The organism is Actinomadura luteofluorescens, from assembly GCF_013409365.1.
Taxonomy (GTDB): domain Bacteria; phylum Actinomycetota; class Actinomycetes; order Streptosporangiales; family Streptosporangiaceae; genus Spirillospora; species Spirillospora luteofluorescens.
Map to the genome: position 1 here is coordinate 1,848,050 of NZ_JACCBA010000001.1, position 18,118 is coordinate 1,866,167.

At 72.0% G+C, this 18,118-nt stretch carries 16 protein-coding genes; 1 reads left to right on the forward strand and 15 read right to left on the reverse strand.

The features are described from left to right. Window positions 1-7: 7 nt before the first annotated feature. The 10 genes from BJY14_RS08415 to BJY14_RS08460 form a co-directional block, all read right to left on the reverse strand. Window positions 8-1,327 carry an MGH1-like glycoside hydrolase domain-containing protein gene (locus BJY14_RS08415; RefSeq protein ID WP_179843083.1) on the reverse strand — a complete coding sequence of 440 codons (1,320 nt, stop codon included), beginning with the start codon at window positions 1,325-1,327 and terminating at the stop codon, window positions 8-10. A gap of 357 nt (window positions 1,328-1,684) precedes the next feature. Beyond that, on the reverse strand, window positions 1,685-2,524 hold the full coding sequence (locus BJY14_RS08420; protein WP_179843084.1) for a TrmH family RNA methyltransferase: 840 nt from the start codon (window positions 2,522-2,524) through the stop codon (window positions 1,685-1,687). 109 nt (window positions 2,525-2,633) lie between these two features. Beyond that, window positions 2,634-3,458 (reverse strand): HAD family hydrolase, encoded by an 825-nt coding sequence (locus BJY14_RS08425; protein ID WP_179843085.1) that lies wholly within the window; start codon window positions 3,456-3,458, stop codon window positions 2,634-2,636. After that, entirely contained in the window at window positions 3,455-4,567 is a 1,113-nt protein-coding gene (locus BJY14_RS08430) for a cysteine protease StiP family protein (protein ID WP_179843086.1), read from the reverse strand. Before BJY14_RS08430 ends, BJY14_RS08425 begins: the two co-directional genes overlap by 4 nt. Further along, a complete protein-coding gene (locus BJY14_RS08435) occupies window positions 4,564-5,907 on the reverse strand; it encodes a phosphoribosyltransferase family protein (RefSeq protein ID WP_312879069.1) in 1,344 nt (447 codons plus the stop codon). The genes BJY14_RS08430 and BJY14_RS08435 overlap by 4 nt, the downstream gene beginning before the upstream one ends. Window positions 5,908-5,918: 11 nt before the next feature. Continuing rightward, window positions 5,919-7,142, reverse strand: a complete 1,224-nt coding sequence (locus tag BJY14_RS08440) for an HpcH/HpaI aldolase/citrate lyase family protein (RefSeq protein ID WP_179843088.1) — start codon at window positions 7,140-7,142, stop codon at window positions 5,919-5,921. A 72-nt stretch (window positions 7,143-7,214) separates the two neighbouring features. Then, window positions 7,215-7,793 (reverse strand): TerD family protein, encoded by a 579-nt coding sequence (locus BJY14_RS08445; RefSeq protein WP_179843089.1) that lies wholly within the window; start codon window positions 7,791-7,793, stop codon window positions 7,215-7,217. Window positions 7,794-7,844: 51 nt separating this feature from the next. Continuing rightward, entirely contained in the window at window positions 7,845-8,975 is a 1,131-nt protein-coding gene (locus tag BJY14_RS08450) for a DUF475 domain-containing protein (RefSeq protein ID WP_179843090.1), read from the reverse strand. 62 nt (window positions 8,976-9,037) lie between these two features. Then, the gene (locus BJY14_RS08455; protein WP_179843091.1) at window positions 9,038-9,616 is read right to left on the reverse strand and encodes a TerD family protein; all 579 of its coding nucleotides are present in this window, start codon (window positions 9,614-9,616) and stop codon (window positions 9,038-9,040) included. 40 nt (window positions 9,617-9,656) lie between these two features. After that, window positions 9,657-10,232, reverse strand: a complete 576-nt coding sequence (locus BJY14_RS08460; RefSeq protein WP_179843092.1) for a TerD family protein — start codon at window positions 10,230-10,232, stop codon at window positions 9,657-9,659. 220 nt (window positions 10,233-10,452) lie between these two features. Here BJY14_RS08460 and BJY14_RS08465 point away from each other — a divergent pair, with 220 nt between their 5' ends. Then, on the forward strand, window positions 10,453-11,703 hold the full coding sequence (locus BJY14_RS08465) for a molecular chaperone DnaJ (protein WP_179843093.1): 1,251 nt from the start codon (window positions 10,453-10,455) through the stop codon (window positions 11,701-11,703). Window positions 11,704-11,714: 11 nt separating this feature from the next. Here the strand turns inward: BJY14_RS08465 and efeB are convergent, their stop codons facing one another. From efeB to dnaG, 5 genes are all read right to left on the reverse strand, one after another. After that, a complete protein-coding gene (gene efeB / locus BJY14_RS08470) occupies window positions 11,715-12,956 on the reverse strand; it encodes an iron uptake transporter deferrochelatase/peroxidase subunit (RefSeq protein ID WP_179843094.1) in 1,242 nt (413 codons plus the stop codon). A 25-nt stretch (window positions 12,957-12,981) separates the two neighbouring features. Continuing rightward, the gene (gene efeO / locus BJY14_RS08475) at window positions 12,982-14,115 is read right to left on the reverse strand and encodes an iron uptake system protein EfeO (RefSeq protein ID WP_179843095.1); all 1,134 of its coding nucleotides are present in this window, start codon (window positions 14,113-14,115) and stop codon (window positions 12,982-12,984) included. 124 nt (window positions 14,116-14,239) lie between these two features. After that, window positions 14,240-14,704 (reverse strand): YbjQ family protein, encoded by a 465-nt coding sequence (locus tag BJY14_RS08480; protein WP_179843096.1) that lies wholly within the window; start codon window positions 14,702-14,704, stop codon window positions 14,240-14,242. 163 nt (window positions 14,705-14,867) lie between these two features. Further along, window positions 14,868-16,013 carry an RNA polymerase sigma factor RpoD gene (gene rpoD, locus BJY14_RS08485; protein ID WP_376770037.1) on the reverse strand — a complete coding sequence of 382 codons (1,146 nt, stop codon included), beginning with the start codon at window positions 16,011-16,013 and terminating at the stop codon, window positions 14,868-14,870. Between the two features lie 72 nt (window positions 16,014-16,085). Further along, window positions 16,086-18,041, reverse strand: a complete 1,956-nt coding sequence (gene dnaG, locus BJY14_RS08490; RefSeq protein ID WP_179843098.1) for a DNA primase — start codon at window positions 18,039-18,041, stop codon at window positions 16,086-16,088. Window positions 18,042-18,118: the final 77 nt, after the last annotated feature.

Genomic DNA, 18,118 nt, shown 5'->3' on the forward strand with positions numbered 1-18,118 from the left:
TAGGCGATCAGGCCGCCTGGGGGGCGCGGCGGGCCCCGAGGAGATCGAGGACGAGGGCCGCCGACCAGGCGTAGTCGTGGCTGCCGCGGCCGGTGCCGTCGAAGGGGTCGAAGAACTCGCGGAAGCCGGACTGGCGGACGAGCCGCATGGTGGAGCCGTAGAGCAGGTCGGCGACGACGGGCAGGTCGTGGGCGAGGGCGCCGTACCAGACGAGCCAGTTGGTGCTGATCCAGGTGGGGCCGCGCCAGTAGCCGGCGCGGTCGAAGGCGGGGGCCTGGATGTCGCAGGTGGGGACGGGGTAGCCGGCGGCGCCGGCGAAGCGGGCCGACAGCAGCAGGTCGACGAGGTTGCGGACGATCGGGGCCGGCAGTTCGGGGTCCAGGAGCGGGCCGAACGAGCCTGCGGTGATGACGGGCAGCAGGCGGTCGTCGCGCAGGTCGCGGGCGCGGAAGCAGCCGGTGTCGGCGTCCCAGAGCCGGTCGAGGACGGCCTGGTGGACGCGCTGGGCGCGCTCGCGGTGCGGGACGGGGTCCGCGCCGATGATCTCGGCGATGGCGGCGAGGGCGTGCGTGGAGGCGAGGTAGACGGCGTTGACGAGGGGGTCCTCGACCGCGAACGGGTGGGCGTCGCGGAGGTAGCCGGGCCGGTAGGCGGCCTCCCGCATGAGCGCGACGAGCCGGACGTAGCGGTCGTAGTCCTCGCCGGTCGGCAGCGCGTGGGGGCGCAGGCCGGGCGCGTAGGAGGACGGGGGCAGCGGGAGCGCGCCGAGAGGGCGGTCCCAGGCGGGGCTGTTGTCCAGGCCCGACTCCCACGGGTGGCATATGGCGATGAGGCCGCTGGAGTCGAGGTCGCGGCAGCGGGCCAGGTAGCCGTGCTGGGCGGTCAGCATCGGGTAGAGGCGGGCCAGGAACGCCCGGCTGCTCTCCCCGTCGGCGGCGCACTCGTGCAGGCGCAGGGCGCTGAGGGCGTGCAGCGGCGGCTGAGTGAGGGCGGAGGTGTGCACGCCGCGCGGGGCGTCCGGCTGCCTCTCGCTGCGCCACAGTTCGGGGCCGGGGAAGAAGGCGTGCCGGTCGAGGCGTGTGTTGAACACGATGTGGGGCAGCATCCCGTCCGCCCACTGGCCGCGGAACAGGGAGATCAGCTCGGCTTCGGCGCGGTCGCGGCGGTGGCGGGCCAGGCCCATGCTGATGAAGGCCGAGTCCCAGCTCCACTGGTGGGGGTAGAGGCCGGGCGAGGCGGCGGTGGCGTTGCCCGTCCAGTTCGCGTCGAGGACCCGGGCCGCGGCCTTCCACAGCGCGGTCTCGTCGCCGGTGAGACGGGAGCTCATGTGATCCAGGTGGCCTCCCCTGCGCGCGAGAAGGGTGCCCCTTGATTGTCGCCTCAGATCGCGGCCACGGCGACCCCTGGGACGGTGACGGTTCTCTACGGGGGCGGCCGGGACGCGGTGAGAATGCACCGTGCGGCCGGCGCGGCGACCGTCCCGCGCCCGGCGGAACTTCCCGGACCTCGTGGTTCTGCCGAGCGACTGCATCACGGCAGGACGCGGGGCGCCTCGGGCCTCGGCCGCACGCGCGAACGCGTGACCTGCCCGGTGGAGCAAAGCCGAAGGCGAGCGGAACCGGGCAGATCGCGAAGCGATGCCGCGTTCGCCCAGGCCAGGTCACGTAGCGAGCCGCCAGGCGAGCTACGTGGGCCGGGGCTCTGAAACACAGCCGCGTTGGCGGACGGCCTCGTACAGGGCGACCGTGGCGGCGCTGGCGGCGTTGAGCGAGCTGGCCGCGCCGCCGATCGGGATCCGCGCCATCGTGTCGCACCCCTGCCGCCAGCCGGCGCTCAGGCCGGCGGTCTCGTTGCCGATCACCAGGAGCACGGGGCCGGTCAGGTCCACCTCGGCGATGTCGGCGGTGCCGTTCTCGTCGGTGCCCACCACGGTGAGGGGGCGTCCGGCCTCTCGTTCCCGCCGCACCCAGTCCAGCACCTCGCCGTGGGAGCGGACGCGGACCACCGGCACCGCCAGCAGCGACCCGGTGGAGGCGCGCACCGCCTTGGGGTCGTAGGGGTCGGCGGCGTGCCCGGTGACGATCAGCCCCGCACCGCCGAACGCGTCCAGCGAACGCACCATCGTGCCGATGTTGCCGGGCCCCGTCGGCCGGTCGAAGACCGCGCCCAGGAACGAGGGGCCCACCGGGATCCGCGCCAGGTCGTCGTCCGGCAGCGCCACCACGGCGACCAGTTCGGGGACCTCCTGCTCCTTGCCGCTCAGCTCCCGCAGCAGCTCGGGCGCCATCGCCACCCGCTCGCCCCCGGCCCGCTCCAGCATCCCGGCCGCCCACCGCGACAGCGGCCGCTCGGCGTCGTAGATCAGCGCCCGGATCGGCCGGCCGTGCTCCACCGCCAGGCTGATCGCACGGACGCCCTGCACCAGGAACTCCCCGGCCCGCTGCCGCTTGTTCCGGTTCCGCAGCAGCGCCTCCCACTGCTGGAACCGCGCGTTGGGCCGCGAGACCCGCAGCACATCCCCCACCAAACGCTCCAGTCCTTGCATTCCGCCCAGCGAACGACCCAGTCTTCCATGAACCGGCCCAGGGGCGGGCGCCCCGCGCCCTCCTCGAACGGCGCTCGGTACGGCGCCGCTACCGGTCGGTGGACGTCCGCGGTGCCGCGGCCCGGGCCAGGAGCCAGTGCGCGATCTCCTCGCCCGCGGCGACGCCCCGCGCGGCGGTGACGGCGGTGGCGGGGGCCGTCCAGCCGGTGTCGTGCAGTTCGCCGTGGGCGGGGCGGATCGACAGGTCCGCGGCCTCCAGCAGTTCGGCGTCCAGGAGCGCGTCGCCCGCGGCGAGCAGGGTGGACGCGCCGGCGCGGCGGGCGACCTCCCGGGCGGCGTCGGCCTTGGTCAGGCCGGCGGGCAGGCAGTAGACCTTGCGGCCCTGCAGGGACGTCCGCCAGCCGCGTTCGGCGCACCAGGCGGTGAGGTCCTCGACCCAGCCGGGCGGCAGCGCGGCCCGGTCCACGACCGTGTAGGCGAACAGGTCGGAGGCGGTGCGCCGCTTGAGGACGAAGTCGCCGCCGTTGCGGGCGAGGTGCCGTTGGACGTCCGCGAGCGGGGCGCATCCGTCGGCGATCCTGTTCCGGACGGCCGCCGCCCAGGCCGGGTCGTCCTCGCCGTCCACGAGGATGTGGCCGCCGTTCGCGCAGATGGCGTAGGGGGGCGGCTTCTCCAGGAGGTGGACGCGCCGGTACTGCTCGGGGGTGCGCGTCGTCGTCGGGACGAACGTTGACGCCGTCGCGAGCGCCTCCAGTGTGCGGGCGGACGCTTCGGTCATGTACGAGAGCGGTGCGCCCTGGTAGAACTCCACGCACAGCAGGCGCGGCATGGTCTCGTCTGGGCCTTCCAGGGCGAAGGCCGCGGTCGAGTAGATGAGCGTGCGGTCGAGGTCGGAGCACACCAGGACGGTCACTGCACGGCCCCTTTTCCGAACCGGGGATGGATGAATCCCATGCACGCGTAGGGGAACCGGCCGGGCTCGACCTCGTGGACGGGCACGTCGCGTTCGCGGGCGAGCAGCCTGATGTGGGCCACTTCCGGACCGGCGTCGGCCCGCACGAGCACCTTCCAGGGGACGCGCCTCAGCAGCACGCGCGTCGTCTCTCCGATCCCCGGTTTGACGAGGTTCAGGTCGTCGATGCCCTCCGCCTGGGCGCTGCGCCGGACGGCCTCCCATCCCGACCAGTCGGGCGTGCGGTCGGCCGCGCGGAGCTGCGGCAGGTCCTTGGCGACGCGTTCGGCCACGTGCGCGAAGCGCGCGCAGACCGCGTCGACGAAGACGCCCGACACGTCGTCCGGGGCCAGATCGGCGTAGAACTTCGCACCGTGGAAGTCTCCGGGCCCGATGAGGGAGTCGTTCAGGACCGTCCGGCTCACCAGGCCCGACACGGTCGAGTTGAGGCAGGCGGACGGGATGAGGAAGTCGTCCCGAGTGCCGTAGAAGGACGTGCACCGTCCCGGATCCGCCAGCACGGCGAGATCGGACGGGAACGGATGCTCGGCCAGGGCGGCGGTCAGTTCCTTGGTGATGGCGCCCTTGCCCGTCCAGCCGTCCACGAACATCACGGATGCCGGGTGGTGGTGCTCGTTGAGGTACCGCAGGGCGACCGTGTCGATGCCCCGGCCGCGGACGATGCTGACCGCGTAGTGCGGGACGTCAAGGCCGTGCGCGTACCGGGCCCAGCGCCGCATCAGGATGCCGACGGGCGTCCCGGCGCGCGCCAGCGACACCAGGACGGCGTCCGGGCCGCGCTCGGCGAGGATCATCTCGGTGACGAGCCCGGTCGCGTAGGCGAGCCGTTCGGCGGACGCCTCCAGCGCGTCGTGGAAAAGCCGCCGGTACTCCGGGCCCGGCTGGTATTCGACCGGGAGCGACTCGGCGTAGTGCGCCCGCCCCGACTGGATCGCGGCCTCGCGTTCCTCCGTGGGCGCTTCGAGCCGCGCGTGGGAGAGGTCCTTGAGCAGCCAGGCGACGTCCTCCGCCGGGTAGCTGCCGAAGGCCGGCCCGTACAGCGGCTTCACGGTGCCCTCCTGTAGGACGGGATGGTGGCGACCGTCACAGGGGCGAGCGCGCGCAGCCGTTCCAGTAGGCCGTCGGCGAGTTCTGTGGTGTCGCCAACGTCGTCCACCGCGAACACGATCCGGTCGAAGGGGCGTTGGCCGGCCCCAGGGGCGACGTTGTAGGCGTACCGCTCCCCTGGCCCATCGGCCGGGTCGTCATGGGACGGGAACACGAGGCGGGTTCTGATGGCGTAATCGGGGTCGTCCACGGCGAGTACGGGGGAACGCGTCGTCGTGGAGTAGCGGACGTCCACATCCGGCCGGGCGTCGGCGAGCGCTTCCGCGAGGCGCAGTGGTGCGTACATCAGCTCCTCGAACCCGAGGACGAGGACACGGGAGCCTCCTCCCCCAAGGCCGGCCGCAAGGACGTCGCCCATCCGGGCCAGTTCCTTCTCCAGCCGCGTCCGGTGCTCGGGGAGGAACCCGTGGCGTCCACCGTCCGGCACTGCGGTCGGCCATTCCAGTTCGACCCGGGAGACCTCGAACGCCGATCCCTCCTGGGGAGCGAAAGGCGGAGACGATATCCCGGCGACGAGCGCCTTCCCTGCCTCAAGGACGCCCTCTGGGAGCTCGACCCGTCCCCCGGCCAGAGCCACCGCGTCTATGCGGGTCCCCAGTCGGACGGCGAGATCGTCCATTCGGGCCCGGTCGGCAGGGGCGCGCAGGTCGACCAGGGCCGCCAGCACGTAATGGCTCCTGGGACGAACGGCATGCAGAGCCTCGATGGTGTTCAGCACCGTCCGGCCGGTGGAAAGCTCGTCGTCCACGAGAACCACTGGCACGTCGCGGTCGAGTGGCGCGGTATCGGCGGGCAGCAGCAGGTGGCTCGTGGCGTGGCTGTGCTCCTCCTCGAAGCCGCCGTAGGTGGCGAAGCCCTCAACGGGACGCCGCGTGGAGTGCAGGTAGTACGCACCGCCCAACGCGTCCGCCACGGAATGCCCCAAGGCTGTCGCGGTCTCGGCGTAACCCAGCACGATCGCGTCCACGGGGTTCTGCGGGACGCGCATGAGGTCACGGAGTGCGGGGGCGGCGTTCTGCTCGCCCCGCAGCCCGTCCAGGAGAAGCGAACCGGGACGGGACGGCTCAACGCCCTCCAGGCAGGCGCGCACAAGCTCGCCCAGAAGCAACCCCGACCCGTACACCAGGCGTGGATCGGTCGGCACGTGCTTGCCCAGCACCGCGGATACCAGCAGATGCGCCCGCTTCGGGTTGCGGCGCACGGCGAGCCCCACGAGCGACGAGAGCCCGGCGCCCGCCGGCCGTGCGCCGTCCACGAGACGAACGCCCAGACGCGAACCCACCCAGGAACCCGTCACCGGCTGTCCGCCGCTTCCAGCAGCTCGACGAACGTGACGCCCTCCGCCGCCACCCCGAACACCCGGGCGCGCAGCATCAGCCGCTGCGCCCACGCGCGGTGCGGCTTGGCCTCGTTCATCTTGTTGGCGTAGGAGCTGGCCATCGCACCGCCCCCGGCGACGCCCAGGATGTCGGCGGCGTCGCTGTACTCCTCGTGCGTCACCACCGACAGGGCGTGGACGGCCGCGACATGGCTCGGATGGATGACGGTCTTGCCGGTGAGACCGTTCGCCTTGTCCAGGTGGACCTCGCGGATCAGCCCGTCCAGGTCGGAGGTGATGAGCCGCTGCCGCAGCGGCGCGGCGCGCTGCCGATCGAACGGCGACTGCCGCAGCTGCGGCTTGAACATCCGCTCCCCCTGCGAGAAGTACTCCCACACGGGCCCGGTCACCACGTGGCCGGTGCCGTCGGCGCGGCCGAGGATGTTGACCACGTCGCAGATCACGCCCGCGACGGGGCCGATGTCGTAGATCGTCAGGTCGGGCGGGCGCCGCAGCCCGTACGCGGCGGACATGTCGGTCGCCCCCAGCCGGACGGCGAGGATCCGCGACCGGTGCTTGGCGAGGAGGCGCGCCACGTCGTGCAGCATCTCCGCGCGCGTCTCGGCGTACACGGCCTCCGGGCTCTCGATCACCGGCATCGCCAGCAGCCGCAGCCCGGAGCGGTCGGCCGCGTCCTCCAGCGCGTCCAGGAACGCTCCACCGCCGGACGCGGTGAACTTCGGCAGCACGAATCCGGTGACGAGCTCCGCCGCGGCGCCGAGCCGGCCGACCAGGTCGCCGATCTGCCGCGGGTCGCGGACGCGGACGAACAGCAGCGGGACCTCCGCCCCGTCCGCCCCGGAGGCGCCGTCCGCCCCGGAGACGGCGTCCGCCCCGGAGGCGGTGTCCGCCCCGGAGGCGGTGTGCAGCGCCCGCAGATGCGCCACGAGGTTGGCCTCGCCGGCCTCGACCTCGTCGTCGGCGATCGCGTCCTCCAGGCACACCACCATGCTCATCACGCCCCGCCGCGCCGCGCGCTCGATGTCGGCGGCGAGGGCGGGTCGTGTGGCCGGGCAGTACAGCGTCGCGCCGAGCGCGACCGCCAGCACGTCCGGGTCGTCGTGCCGGCCGAACGGGCGCGGATGCCGGTAGAACAGGTGCTTACGACGCGCGGCGTCGATATGGTCGAAATGCCGCATTTACCCCTCGTCAGACGGTGCTCTCGACGGGGGGCGCGGGGGGTCGCCCCCGGGCGGACGGGCCGCGCCGGATCACAGGTGCGTCGCCACGGCGGGGAGCAGGTGCTGGAACGTGCGGCCGGTGGCGGTCGCCCCGATCGCCGTCATCGACCAGCCCTGCCCGTCCCGCGACACCTTGGCCATGATCTGCGCGTTGTGCTGCCCGGCGCCGCTCAGGTCGTAGCGCGCGATCTCCTGGCCGGTGCTCTCGTCCACCAGCCGGCAGAACGCGCCCGCGATCTGGGAGAAGTCCTGGCCGGTGAAGGAGTTCACCGTGAACACCAGCTGGACGACGCCCTCCGGGACGCTCTGCAGGTCGACGTTGATGACCTCGTCGTCGCCCTCGCCCTCGCCGGTCAGGTTGTCGCCGGTGTGCTGGACGGAGCCGTCCTTGCTGCGCAGCTGCCGGAACCACACCTGGTCGGCGAGGTTGCCGGACGCGTCGAACAGCAGGCACGAGGCGTCCAGATCGATGGACTGCGGCTTGCCCTTGCCGAACAGCCCCTTCTTGGCGACGGCGTCCCAGCCGAGGCCCATCTTGACTCTGGACAGGGTGCCGCCGCCCGGCTTGGCCAGCGAGACCTTCTGCCCCTTCTGCAGCGATATGGACATCGTCGGTACCTCCGGTGATCGATGTGTGTCGCGGGGTCGAGGTGACGCCGGTCAGACCTGGCTGGAGTGCAGCGGCCGCCCGCCGCCCGCGGTCCCGTCGGGAGAGTCCCCGTCCTGGCCGCGGTTGCGGACGACGGAGCTGGCGAACGCGGCGATGATCAGCCCGGCGCCGAGGCCGCCTGTGATCCACTCGGGCACGTGGTGGCCGATGCTCACCAGCATGCAGACCGCGAGGGCGCCGATCGCCCAGTGCGCGCCGTGCTCCAGGTAGACGTACTCGTGCAGGGTGCCCTTGCGGACCAGGAACACCGTCAGCGACCGGATGTACATGGCGCCGATGCCGAGGCCCAGCGCGATGACGATCGGGTCGGTGCTGATCGCGAAGGCGCCGATGACGCCGTCGAAGCTGAACGAGGCGTCCAGCACCTCCAGGTACAGGAACAGGAAGAATCCCGCCTTGCCCGTGGCGAGGGCCAGGGAGCTCGGCCCGGACCGCCCGCCGCCCTTCACGGCCTCCGCGCCGTCCTTGGCGTCGTCGTCGTCCTCGTCGTCGTCCTCGCTCGCCTCGGAGAACAGCTCGCCGAGCCCGTTGACCAGGATGTAGGTCACCATCCCGAGCACGCCGGCGATCATGACGCTGCCCGGGTCGGAGGCCGACAGCCACGCCACGAGCGCCAGCGAGCCGCCCGCCACCACGACCGACAGCTGGTCCAGCTTGCCGATGCGGGCGAGCGGCCGCTCCAGCCACGGCAGCCACTTGTCGGCGCGCTCCTCGAACACGAAGTCCAGGAACAGCATCATCAGGAACATGCCGCCGAACGCCGCGATCATCGGATAGGCGTCGTTCATCAGCTGGTGGTAGCGGTGCGAGTCGTTGAGGGCGAGGTCGAACGCCTCGACCGGGCTCAGCTTGGCCGTGATCCCCACGATCAGCAGGGGGAAGACCAGCCGCATGCCGAACACGGCGATCGCGATGCCGACGGTGAGGAAGATCTTCTGCCAGAAGGCGCTCATCCGGTCGAGCACCTTGGCGTTCACCACGGCGTTGTCGAACGACAGCGAGACCTCGAGGACGGCCAGGACGGCGACCAGGGCGAGCCCGGTCGGTCCGTCGTAGAGCAGGGCGAGGAGCAGGCCGACGACCGTGACGCCGAAGGACCACCCGAAGGTGCGAAGAATCATGCGCGTATTTCTGCTAGGAAGGGCGGCCGGGCGGAGCGGCCGGGATGCGGGGGAGCCGGCGGTCAGCCGACGTTGACGCCGAAGTCCATCGCGATGCCCGCCAGACCGGAGGCGTACCCCTGTCCGACGGCCCTGAACTTCCATTCGCCGCTGTGCCGGTAGAGCTCGCCGAACACCATGGCGGTCTCGGTGGAGGCGTCCTCGGTGAGGTCGAAGCGCGCGAGCTCGTTGCCGTCGTTCCGGTTGACGATCCGGATGAAGGCGTTGCGGACCTGCCCGAAGCTCTGCTGCCGGTTGTCGGCGTCGTAGATCGAGACCGGGAACACGATGCGGTCGCACTCGGCCGGCACCGCGGTGAGGTCGACGTTGATCGACTCGTCGTCGCCCTCGCCCTCGCCGGTCAGGTTGTCGCCGGTGTGCTCCACCGAGCCGTCAGGGCTGCGCAGGTTGTTGAAGAAGACGAAGTGCTGGTCCGACATGACCTTGCCGTGGCTCGCCAGCATCAGCGCGGAGGCGTCCAGGTCGAAGTCGGCGCCGGTGGTCGCGCGCACGTCCCAGCCGAGGCCGACGGTGACCGCGGTGAGGTTCGGCGCGGCCTTCGTCAGCGAGACGTTGCCGCCCTTGGCGAGTGAAACCCCCATGTGCGGGCTGCTCCCTTCCTGTCCAGACTGCTCGGACTGCTCAGATGTTGACGCCGAAGTCGGCGGCGATGCCGGCCAGGCCCGACGCGTACCCCTGGCCCACCGCCCTGAACTTCCATTCCGTCCCGTTGCGGTACAGCTCACCGAAGACCATGGCGGTCTCCATGGACGCGTCCTCGGTCAGGTCGTAGCGCGCCATCTCCGCCCCGTCGGCCTGGTTCAGCACCCGGATGAAGGCGTTGCGGACCTGCCCGAAGTTCTGCCCGCGGCTCTCGGCATCGTAGATCGACACGGCGAACGCGACCCGCTCGGCCGTGGCGGGCATCGCGCCGAAGTTGACCTTGAGCTGCTCGTCGTCGCCCTCGCCCGCGCCGGTGGTGTTGTCGCCGGTGTGCTCGACCGCGCCGTCCGGCGTGCGCAGATTGTTGAAGAAGACGAAGTGCTGGTCGGTAATGATCTTTCCGGAGGCGTCCAGGACCATCGCGGAGGCGTCGAGGTCGAAATCGGTCCCGGTCGTCGTGCGCAGGTCCCAGCCGAGACCGACGGTCACCGCGGACAGGCCGGGGGCCTGCTTGGTGAGCGAGACGTTGCCGCCTTTGCTCAGACTGACGGGCACGATGAGCCTCCAAGATCGCATGCCGGATCGGACGCCGATGGGGCGCCCAGCCTTATCGACGTTGCAGCGATGCTATCCGTTCCATCCTTTATGAAGGGATGGCGACAATCTTTGTGATTCGCTCGCCACCCGGCCGCCGTCACGTGCCCGGCCTCCTTCCCGCATGGACGAAACCCGGGCCGGTTGCGTCAGACTGGGGATCGGACGAAGGGAGGCTGCGTTGCGGGGACCGGGCGACCAGCGCCGCCGGGGCGGCCGCGGGGCACAGGCGGCGGCCGGGGCGGTCGAGGCGAGGGAGGCGGCCGCGGCGGCCTTCTACGACATGGACCAGGCGCAGAAGTACATCGGCGGCCGCGTCACCGTGTTCGAGGACCTGGACGCCAGGGCGGCCGAGCCCGCCCGCCGGGAGTTCACCCGGCTCGCCGAGACCGCCGACGCCGCCTCCGTGGCCTACATCTCCGTCCTGGACGCCCACGACCTCGATGACCGGGACCGGTCACCGGCCGAGTACGACGCCGCGCGGCGCGCGTTCGTCGCCTCCACCGAGCGGCTCCAGAAGATCACCGGGGACCTCAACGGCTTCGCCGAGCGCCTCTCCCAGCAGATGGCCCGGCTGGAGTCCGCGCTCGACCAGCTCCCGCCCCGCCTCACCGCCGCCCGCGACGCCGTGGCCGCCGCCGACGCCGCCGTGGCCGCGGCCAGGTCCGCCGGGATGGACGCCACCGACCCCAAGGAGGAGCTGGACCGCGCCAAGGGGGTCCTCGCGCAGCTCGGCTCCCAGGGGCTCGGCGGGCTCGGCCTCGACGGCGCCATCCGCAAGGCCGACGAGGTCCGCGCCATCGCCGAGCGGGCCCGGGAGGCCGCCGCGGAGCTGCCGCGGCAGGCGCAGAAGGTCCGCGACTCGCTCTCCTCCGTCCGGACGCGGGCCGACGCCGTCGCGAACCGCGCGGGGCACGTCCAGGAGGCGATGCGGGTCCTCGTGCGCGGCTACTCGCAGGCGTGCTGGCAGGACCTCAAGGGCGCCCCCGAGTCGATCGAGGCGGCGGTCACCCGGGCCCGCGAGCGGCTGAACGAGGCGTCCGCGCACGCGGGCCGCGCCGAGTGGAAGCAGGCGCAGCGGGCGCTCACCGCCGCGCGCACCGAGCTGAACGCGGCCGACCGCCGCGCCGGGCAGGTCACCGGGCGCGCGGAGGAGCTGAAAGCGGTCGCCGAGGACCCGGCCAAGCCCGTCGAGAGCGTCCGGTTCGCGGTGCGCGACGCCCAGCGGCTCGCCGTGGCGCAGCCGGGCGGGGCCCCGCCCCAGCACGCCCGCGTGCTCGACTCCCTCGTCGAGCGGCTGGAGAGGGCGCCGCGGCGGCTCGCCGGCGCCCACCCCGACTACTGGGCCTACCTGCAGGAGCTGGAGTCCATCAGGACGGCCGCCGGCGACGTGGTGACGCGCATCCGCTCGGAGCGCGCCCAGCAGGGGTAGCCCGCGGCCCGTCAGGCGAAGAGCGTCTCACCCCAGTAGCCGCCCTCGCGGACGCCGGGCGGGCACGCGAAGACGCCGGACCCGACGTGCTGGATGTACTCGTTCAGCGCGTCGGTGGCCAGCGAGTTCTGGACGCGGATGAAGCCCGTCCGCGGGTCGCGCTGGAACGCGATGAAGAACAGGCCCGCGTCCAGCCGGCCGAGGCCGTCCGACCCGTCGGTGAACGAGTAGCCGCGCCGCAGGATGCGCGTCCCCTGGTTGGAGTCGGGGTGGGCGAGCCGCACGTGCGCGTCGGGCTTCATCTGGGCCAGGGCCGGCTTGTCGCGCTCCTTCTTCAGCCCGGCCGGCGCCCCCTCGCCCTTGTTCCGCCCGAAGACGTCCTCCTGCTCGCGCAGCGAGGTGCGGTCCCAGGTCTCGATGTGCATCCGGATGCGGCGCGCGACGAGGTAGGAGCCGCCCGCCATCCAGCCGGCCCCGTCTCCCCCCGCCGCCCACACGTGGCGGTCGAGCAGGTCACCCTCGGTTCCGGCGATGTTCTCGGTGCCGTCCTTGAACCCGAACAGGTTGCGCGGGGTCTGCGCGTCCGGCGTCGTCGAGGACGTCTTGCCGAAGCCGAGCTGGGACCAGCGGACCGCGGCCACGCCGAACCCGATGCGCGCCAGGTTCCGGATGGCGTGCACCGCGACCTGCGGGTCGTCCGCGCAGGCCTGCACGGCGATGTCGCCGCCGCTGCGGGCCGGGTCGAGGTTGTCGCCGGGGAAGTGCGGCAGGTCGACGAGGGCCGCGGGGCGCCGCGCCCTGATGCCGAACCGGTCCTCGCCGTCCTTGACGAACAGCGACGGGCCGAAGCCGATCGTCAGCGTGAGCCGGGACGGAGGCAGCCCGAGCGCCTCGCCGGTGTCGTCGGGCGGCGCGACCGCGGGGCCGCCGACCGCGCCTTCGCCGACCGGCCGGCCCGCGGTCATGGCGGCGGCCGCGGCCGTCCACTCCTTCAGCATCCGCACGAGCCGGTCGCGGTCGCCGGTCGTCACGTCGAACGCCGCGAAGTGCAGCCGGTCCTGCACCGGGGTGGCGATGCCCGCCTGGTGCGCGCCGTGGAAGGCGATCGCGTCGCCCGCGTCGTCCTCCTCCGCGGAGGCGACCCGGTCGAGCCCGGCCCCGGCGGCGGCCCCGACGAGCAGGCTCGCGCCGGAGAACCCCAGCATCCGCCGCCGGGACATCCCCGGCCGCTCCTGCGTCCCTTCGCCCGTCATGCCGCCTCGGTTCCTCTCGTCAGGGTCACTTCGCGACGGCGGCGGCGAGCCTGGACAGGGGCTCGCCCAGCGCGTTCACCGCGTCGGCCAGCTCCTTGCGCTCGTCCTCGCCGACCTTGTCGTAGGAGACGTAGCCGTCGCCCTTCGCGTGCTTCTTCAGCAGCGTCTCGACACCCGCGAAGTTGTCGTCGAGGTCCTTCGCGAGCTGCGCGTCCCGCTCCTGGACGACCGGCTTGAGCAGGTCGTAGATCTTCTTGGCGCCGTCCACGTTGGCCTTGAAGTCGACGAGGTCGGTGTGGCTGAACGCCTCCTCCTCTCCGGTGACCTTGCCGGTGGCGACCTCGTCGAGAAGTTCCTTCGCGCCGCCCGCCATGTCGTTGACGGGGTCCAGCGTGAGGCCGGGCAGCCTCGACTTCAGCGTTCCCAGGTCGGCCAGCAACTGGTCGCCGTACTTCTCCTTGCCCTTGACGGAGCCGTCCTTCCAGAGGGCCTTCTCCAGCAGGTGCCAGCCGGACCAGTCCTTCTTCTCCTCCGGCTTGAGGTCGGCCTCGCGCGCGTCGACCTTGGGGTCGAGGTCGCCGAACTTCTCGGCGACGGGCTCGATCGTCTCCCAGCCGACGCGGGACGGCGCGTACAGCTCCTTGGCCTTCTCGACGTCGCCGTCCTTCACCGCGGCGACGAACTTCTCCGTCTTGGCGATCGTGTCGTCGGTCTGGACGATGACGAAGGCCTTGTAGTCGGCGGCGGCCTTGCTCAGGCGCGGGTCCGCGCCGCCGGCGGCGCCGCCGGTGACCGTGACGTCCTGGGACGGGCCCTTGCCGGTCTGCCCGGCGCTGCACAGCAGCCTGTACTTGCCGGCGGGCAGGTTCACGACGAAGTCGACGCTGGTGCCGGGGCCGATGTTCTCCCGCTCGGCGAGGATCTTGCCGTCCGGCTTGAGCACCTCGAACTCGTTGACCTTCGAACCCTTGTTGGCGACCTTGAAGGTGGTCTTGCCCGCGGGGAGGTCGGTCTTGGCGACCTCGCAGGAGTCGTCGGTGGCCGTCACGGCGACGGCGCCCGCCGCTCCGGCCTCGTCCCCGTCACCGCCGCACGCCGCCAGAAGGGACATCGACACCGCGGCGGCGCCGGCGAGCGCGAGGACGGACACAGGACGCATCAGGGTCTCCAGGAGCGTGCAAATGGTTAGGCTTACCTAAATTAGCGAAAGCTAACCTCAGCACGTCAAGTGGGGCCCCGGACAGTGAGTCATCCCACGCCGTGCGGCCTCGGCACGGGGCGTCTCAGCGGGGGCGGTCGTGCAGGCCCATCGTGAGGTTGCGCGCGGCCATCGGCGGGCCGCCGGCCTGCGGGTCGCCGTACGGGGGCAGATGCCCCGGGTGCTGCGGCCGCTGCTGGTGCTGGGGCGCCTGCTCGCGCTGCTGGGCCGCCGGCTCCGCCCAGACGGCCGTCCCGTACGCGCACACCTCGACGCCGCCGCCCGTCACGGCGGTGTCGAACCTCATGCCCACCACCGTGTTCGCGCCCTTGCGCCGGGCCTCCTCGCCGAGCCGGTCCACCGCCTCGCGGCGCGCCGCGGCCAGGCCCGCGCCCGGCTGCTCCCCCGTCACCCGGAACGTCGCGCTGCTCCCGCCCTGCCCGGGCGCGTGGACGGCGCCCTGATCGGCTCGGACCGCCAGCCCGAGGACCTCTCCGAGCACGCTCCTGATCTCGTACCCCGCCACGCCATCAGTCGTCACGATCAGCATGGTCACCACGGTAGGACACGGTCCGGACGAAATGCGACGTAACGGCGGTAACGCGTATCTCTCCGCACCGCCGGCACCGCATCCGCCGGCACCCGCGGCGCGGCCCGCGACCGCCCTCCCGGCGGACGGCCGGGAGGGCGGCCCCGTCGTCAGGGCCCGCGCCTCAGTCCAGATACTCGCGGAGCATCTGGGCCCGGGACGGGTGGCGCAGCTTCGCCAGCGTCTTGGACTCGATCTGGCGGATCCGCTCCCTCGTCACGCCGAACTCGCGCCCCACCTCCTCCAGGGTGCGCGGGTGGCCGTCGACCAGGCCGAAGCGCAGCTGGATGATGCGCTGCTCCCGTTCCGACAGCGTGGCGAGGATGTCCTCCAGCTGGTCCTGCAGCAGGATGAACGCCGCGGCCTCCATCGGCACCACGGCGTCGGCGTCCTCGATGAAGTCGCCGAGGTCGGAGTCCTCCTCGCCGATCGGGGACTGCAGCGAGACCGGCTCCTGCGCGATGCGCTGGATCTCCACGACCCGGACGGGCGACAGGCCCATCTCCAGGCCGATCTCCTCGGGGCTCGGCTCCCGGCCGAGGTCCTGGTGCATCTGGCGCTGCACGCGGACCAGCTTGTTGATCGTCTCCACCATGTGCACCGGGATGCGGATCGTCCGGGCCTGGTCGGCGATCGCCCGGGTGATCGCCTGCCGGATCCACCAGGTGGCGTACGTCGAGAACTTGAACCCCTTGGTGTAGTCGAATTTCTCGACCGCGCGGATGAGTCCGAGATTTCCCTCCTGGATCAGGTCGAGGAACAGCATTCCCCTGCCGACGTAGCGTTTGGCGATCGAGACCACGAGCCGGAGATTGGCCTCGATCAGCCGTTGCTTCGCCCGCGCCCCCTCGCGGGAGAGCAGTTCGAGGTCGAGCAGTTCGCCGCGGGCGAGGACGGCGGTGCGCGCCATCTTCTCCTCGGCGAACAGTCCCGCCTCGATCGATTTCGCGAGTTCTACCTCATCTTCTGCCGTGAGCAGCGGTACGCGACCGATCTCTCTCAGGTAGATCCGAACCAGGTCGCTCGTCGGCGCCCGCTTGCCGAGGTCTCCCTCATCCGCTCGCGTGACGTCCTCGGTCTCCTGCTGAGACTCGAGGACCTCCACCCCCTGCTCTGCGAGCATCCGGACGACCCGCTCCAGCGAGTCGTCCGGCAAGTCCGAGCGATCGAGCGCGGCAGCGACGTCCTCGACGGTCACACCGCCGCGCTCTCTGCCGCGTGCGACGAGGTCCGCCACCTGATCAACCGATGGCGCCTCGCTTGGCAGCACCGAAGGGCCCACGCAGACAGTCTGCGTCAAATGGGGCCTAGATCACAGGACCCATTTTCCCGGAAGGGACGCCTATTGCGACCCAAGTCCTCGCTCCCGCAACACCCGTCTCTGCTGCTCAAGCGCGACAAGATCACCGAAGAGCCGGTTGTACTCCTCGGCCGCTTCGACCGGATTCAGCCGCCCGAGTTTAGATTTCACGTTCGCGATCATGCGTGTGAGCTGGCGCTCCTGGATTCTGGCCAGCAATTCCACCGCGTAACGGTCGTCCGATTCTTGGGCGGAGCGGACGGGTTCCACCCCGAGCTTGGTGAGCAGATCCCTGACCTGGTCGTTCGGCGCCCGCTCCAGCAGGAGCACGATCCACTCCGCGGTGTTCCCCGCCGCGGCGACGCCCCCCGCCTCGGCGATCACCGCTCGCACGGCCGCGTGCGGGGGCGCGATGAACGCCTCGACCGGGACCTCGTCGAACGCCGGGCCGAGCAGCGCCGGGCGCTGGACCGCCATCTTCAGCAACTCGCGCTCGCGCTGGACCTCGGGATCGCCGGGGTCGAACGCGGGGCGCGACGGCGCCTGGGGCTCCGCGGCGCCGCCCCGCCCGTTCTCACCGGCGGGGCCCGCGCGGCCGTTGCCGTTCTGGAAGCGCCCGTTCCCGTTCTGGCCGCGGCCGTTTCCCGCCTGGGCGCGGCCGTGCGCCCGGTTGGCCAGTTCGCGGACGCGGCGCAGCACGAACTGCTCGTCCATGATGCCGAGCCAGCGGTCGAGGTTGACCGCGTACATGTGGCGGCGGGAGCGGTCCTTGATGGCCGCGACGACCGGGGCGGCCGCGTCCAGCGCGCCGAGCCGGCCCTCGACCGTGTCGAGGTCGTGCTGCTCGATCGCGCTGCGCACCGCGAACTCGAACAGCGGCAGCCGGGACGCCACGAGGTCGCGCACCGCCGCGTCGCCGTGCCGGATGCGCAGGTCGCACGGGTCGAGGCCGTCCGGCTGGACGGCCACGAACGTCTGGGACACGAACTTCTGCTCGTCGTCGAAGGCGCGCAGCGCCGCCTTGCGCCCGGCCGCGTCGCCGTCGAAGGTGAAGATCACCTCGCCGCGGAACTCGTCCTGGTCCATCAGCAGGCGGCGCAGCACCTTGATGTGCTCGTCGCCGAACGCCGTGCCGCAGGTGGCGATGGCCGTCGGGACGCCCGCCAGGTGGCAGGCCATCACATCGGTGTAGCCCTCGACCACCACGGCCTGCCGCCGCCGGGCGATCTCCTTCTTGGCGAGGTCGGCGCCGTACAGCACCGAGCTCTTGTGGAAGAGCGGCGACTCGGGGGTGTTGAGGTACTTGGGGCCGTCGTCGTCCTCGAAGAGGCGGCGCGCGCCGAACCCGATGACGTCGCCGGACAGGTCGCGGATCGGCCACATCAGCCGGCCGCGGAACCGGTCCATCGGGCCGCGCCGCCCCTCCTTGGCCAGCCCCCCGGCGACGATGTCGCGGTCGGCGAAGCCGCGCCCGCGCAGATGCCTGACGAGGCCCTCCCACTCGCGGGGGGCGAACCCGACGCCGAAGCGCTCGGCGTCGGCGGCCTCGAAGCCGCGCTCGGACAGGAACGTGCGGCCGGGCGCGCCGGCGGCGGAGTTCAGCTGCTCGGCGTAGTACTCGGCGGCCGCCCGGTGCGCCTCGATCAGCCGGGCGCGCTGACCGCCGTCCTGCCGGGGGCCCCGCCCGCCGCCCTCCTCGTAGCGCAGCTGGATCCCGGCCTGGACGGCGAGCCGCTCCACCGACTCGGTGAAGGTGAGGTGCTCGATCTCCTGGACGAACTTGATGACGTCGCCGCCCGCCTCGCAGCCGAAGCAGAAGTACAGCCCGCGCGAGGGCGTCACGTTGAACGACGGGGACTTCTCATCATGGAACGGGCACAGGCCCTTGAGGTTGCCGCCGCCCGCGCTGCGCAGCTGCAGGTACTCGCCGATCACGTCGGCGATGGACGAGCGCTCCCGTACGAGCGCGATGTCCTCATTGCGAATCCGGCCTGCCACGACCAAGGAGTCTACGGCGGGCCCGTGACATCGGGGGCATCGCACCGCGACGGGCATGGATGCGCCCCCGTCCCCCG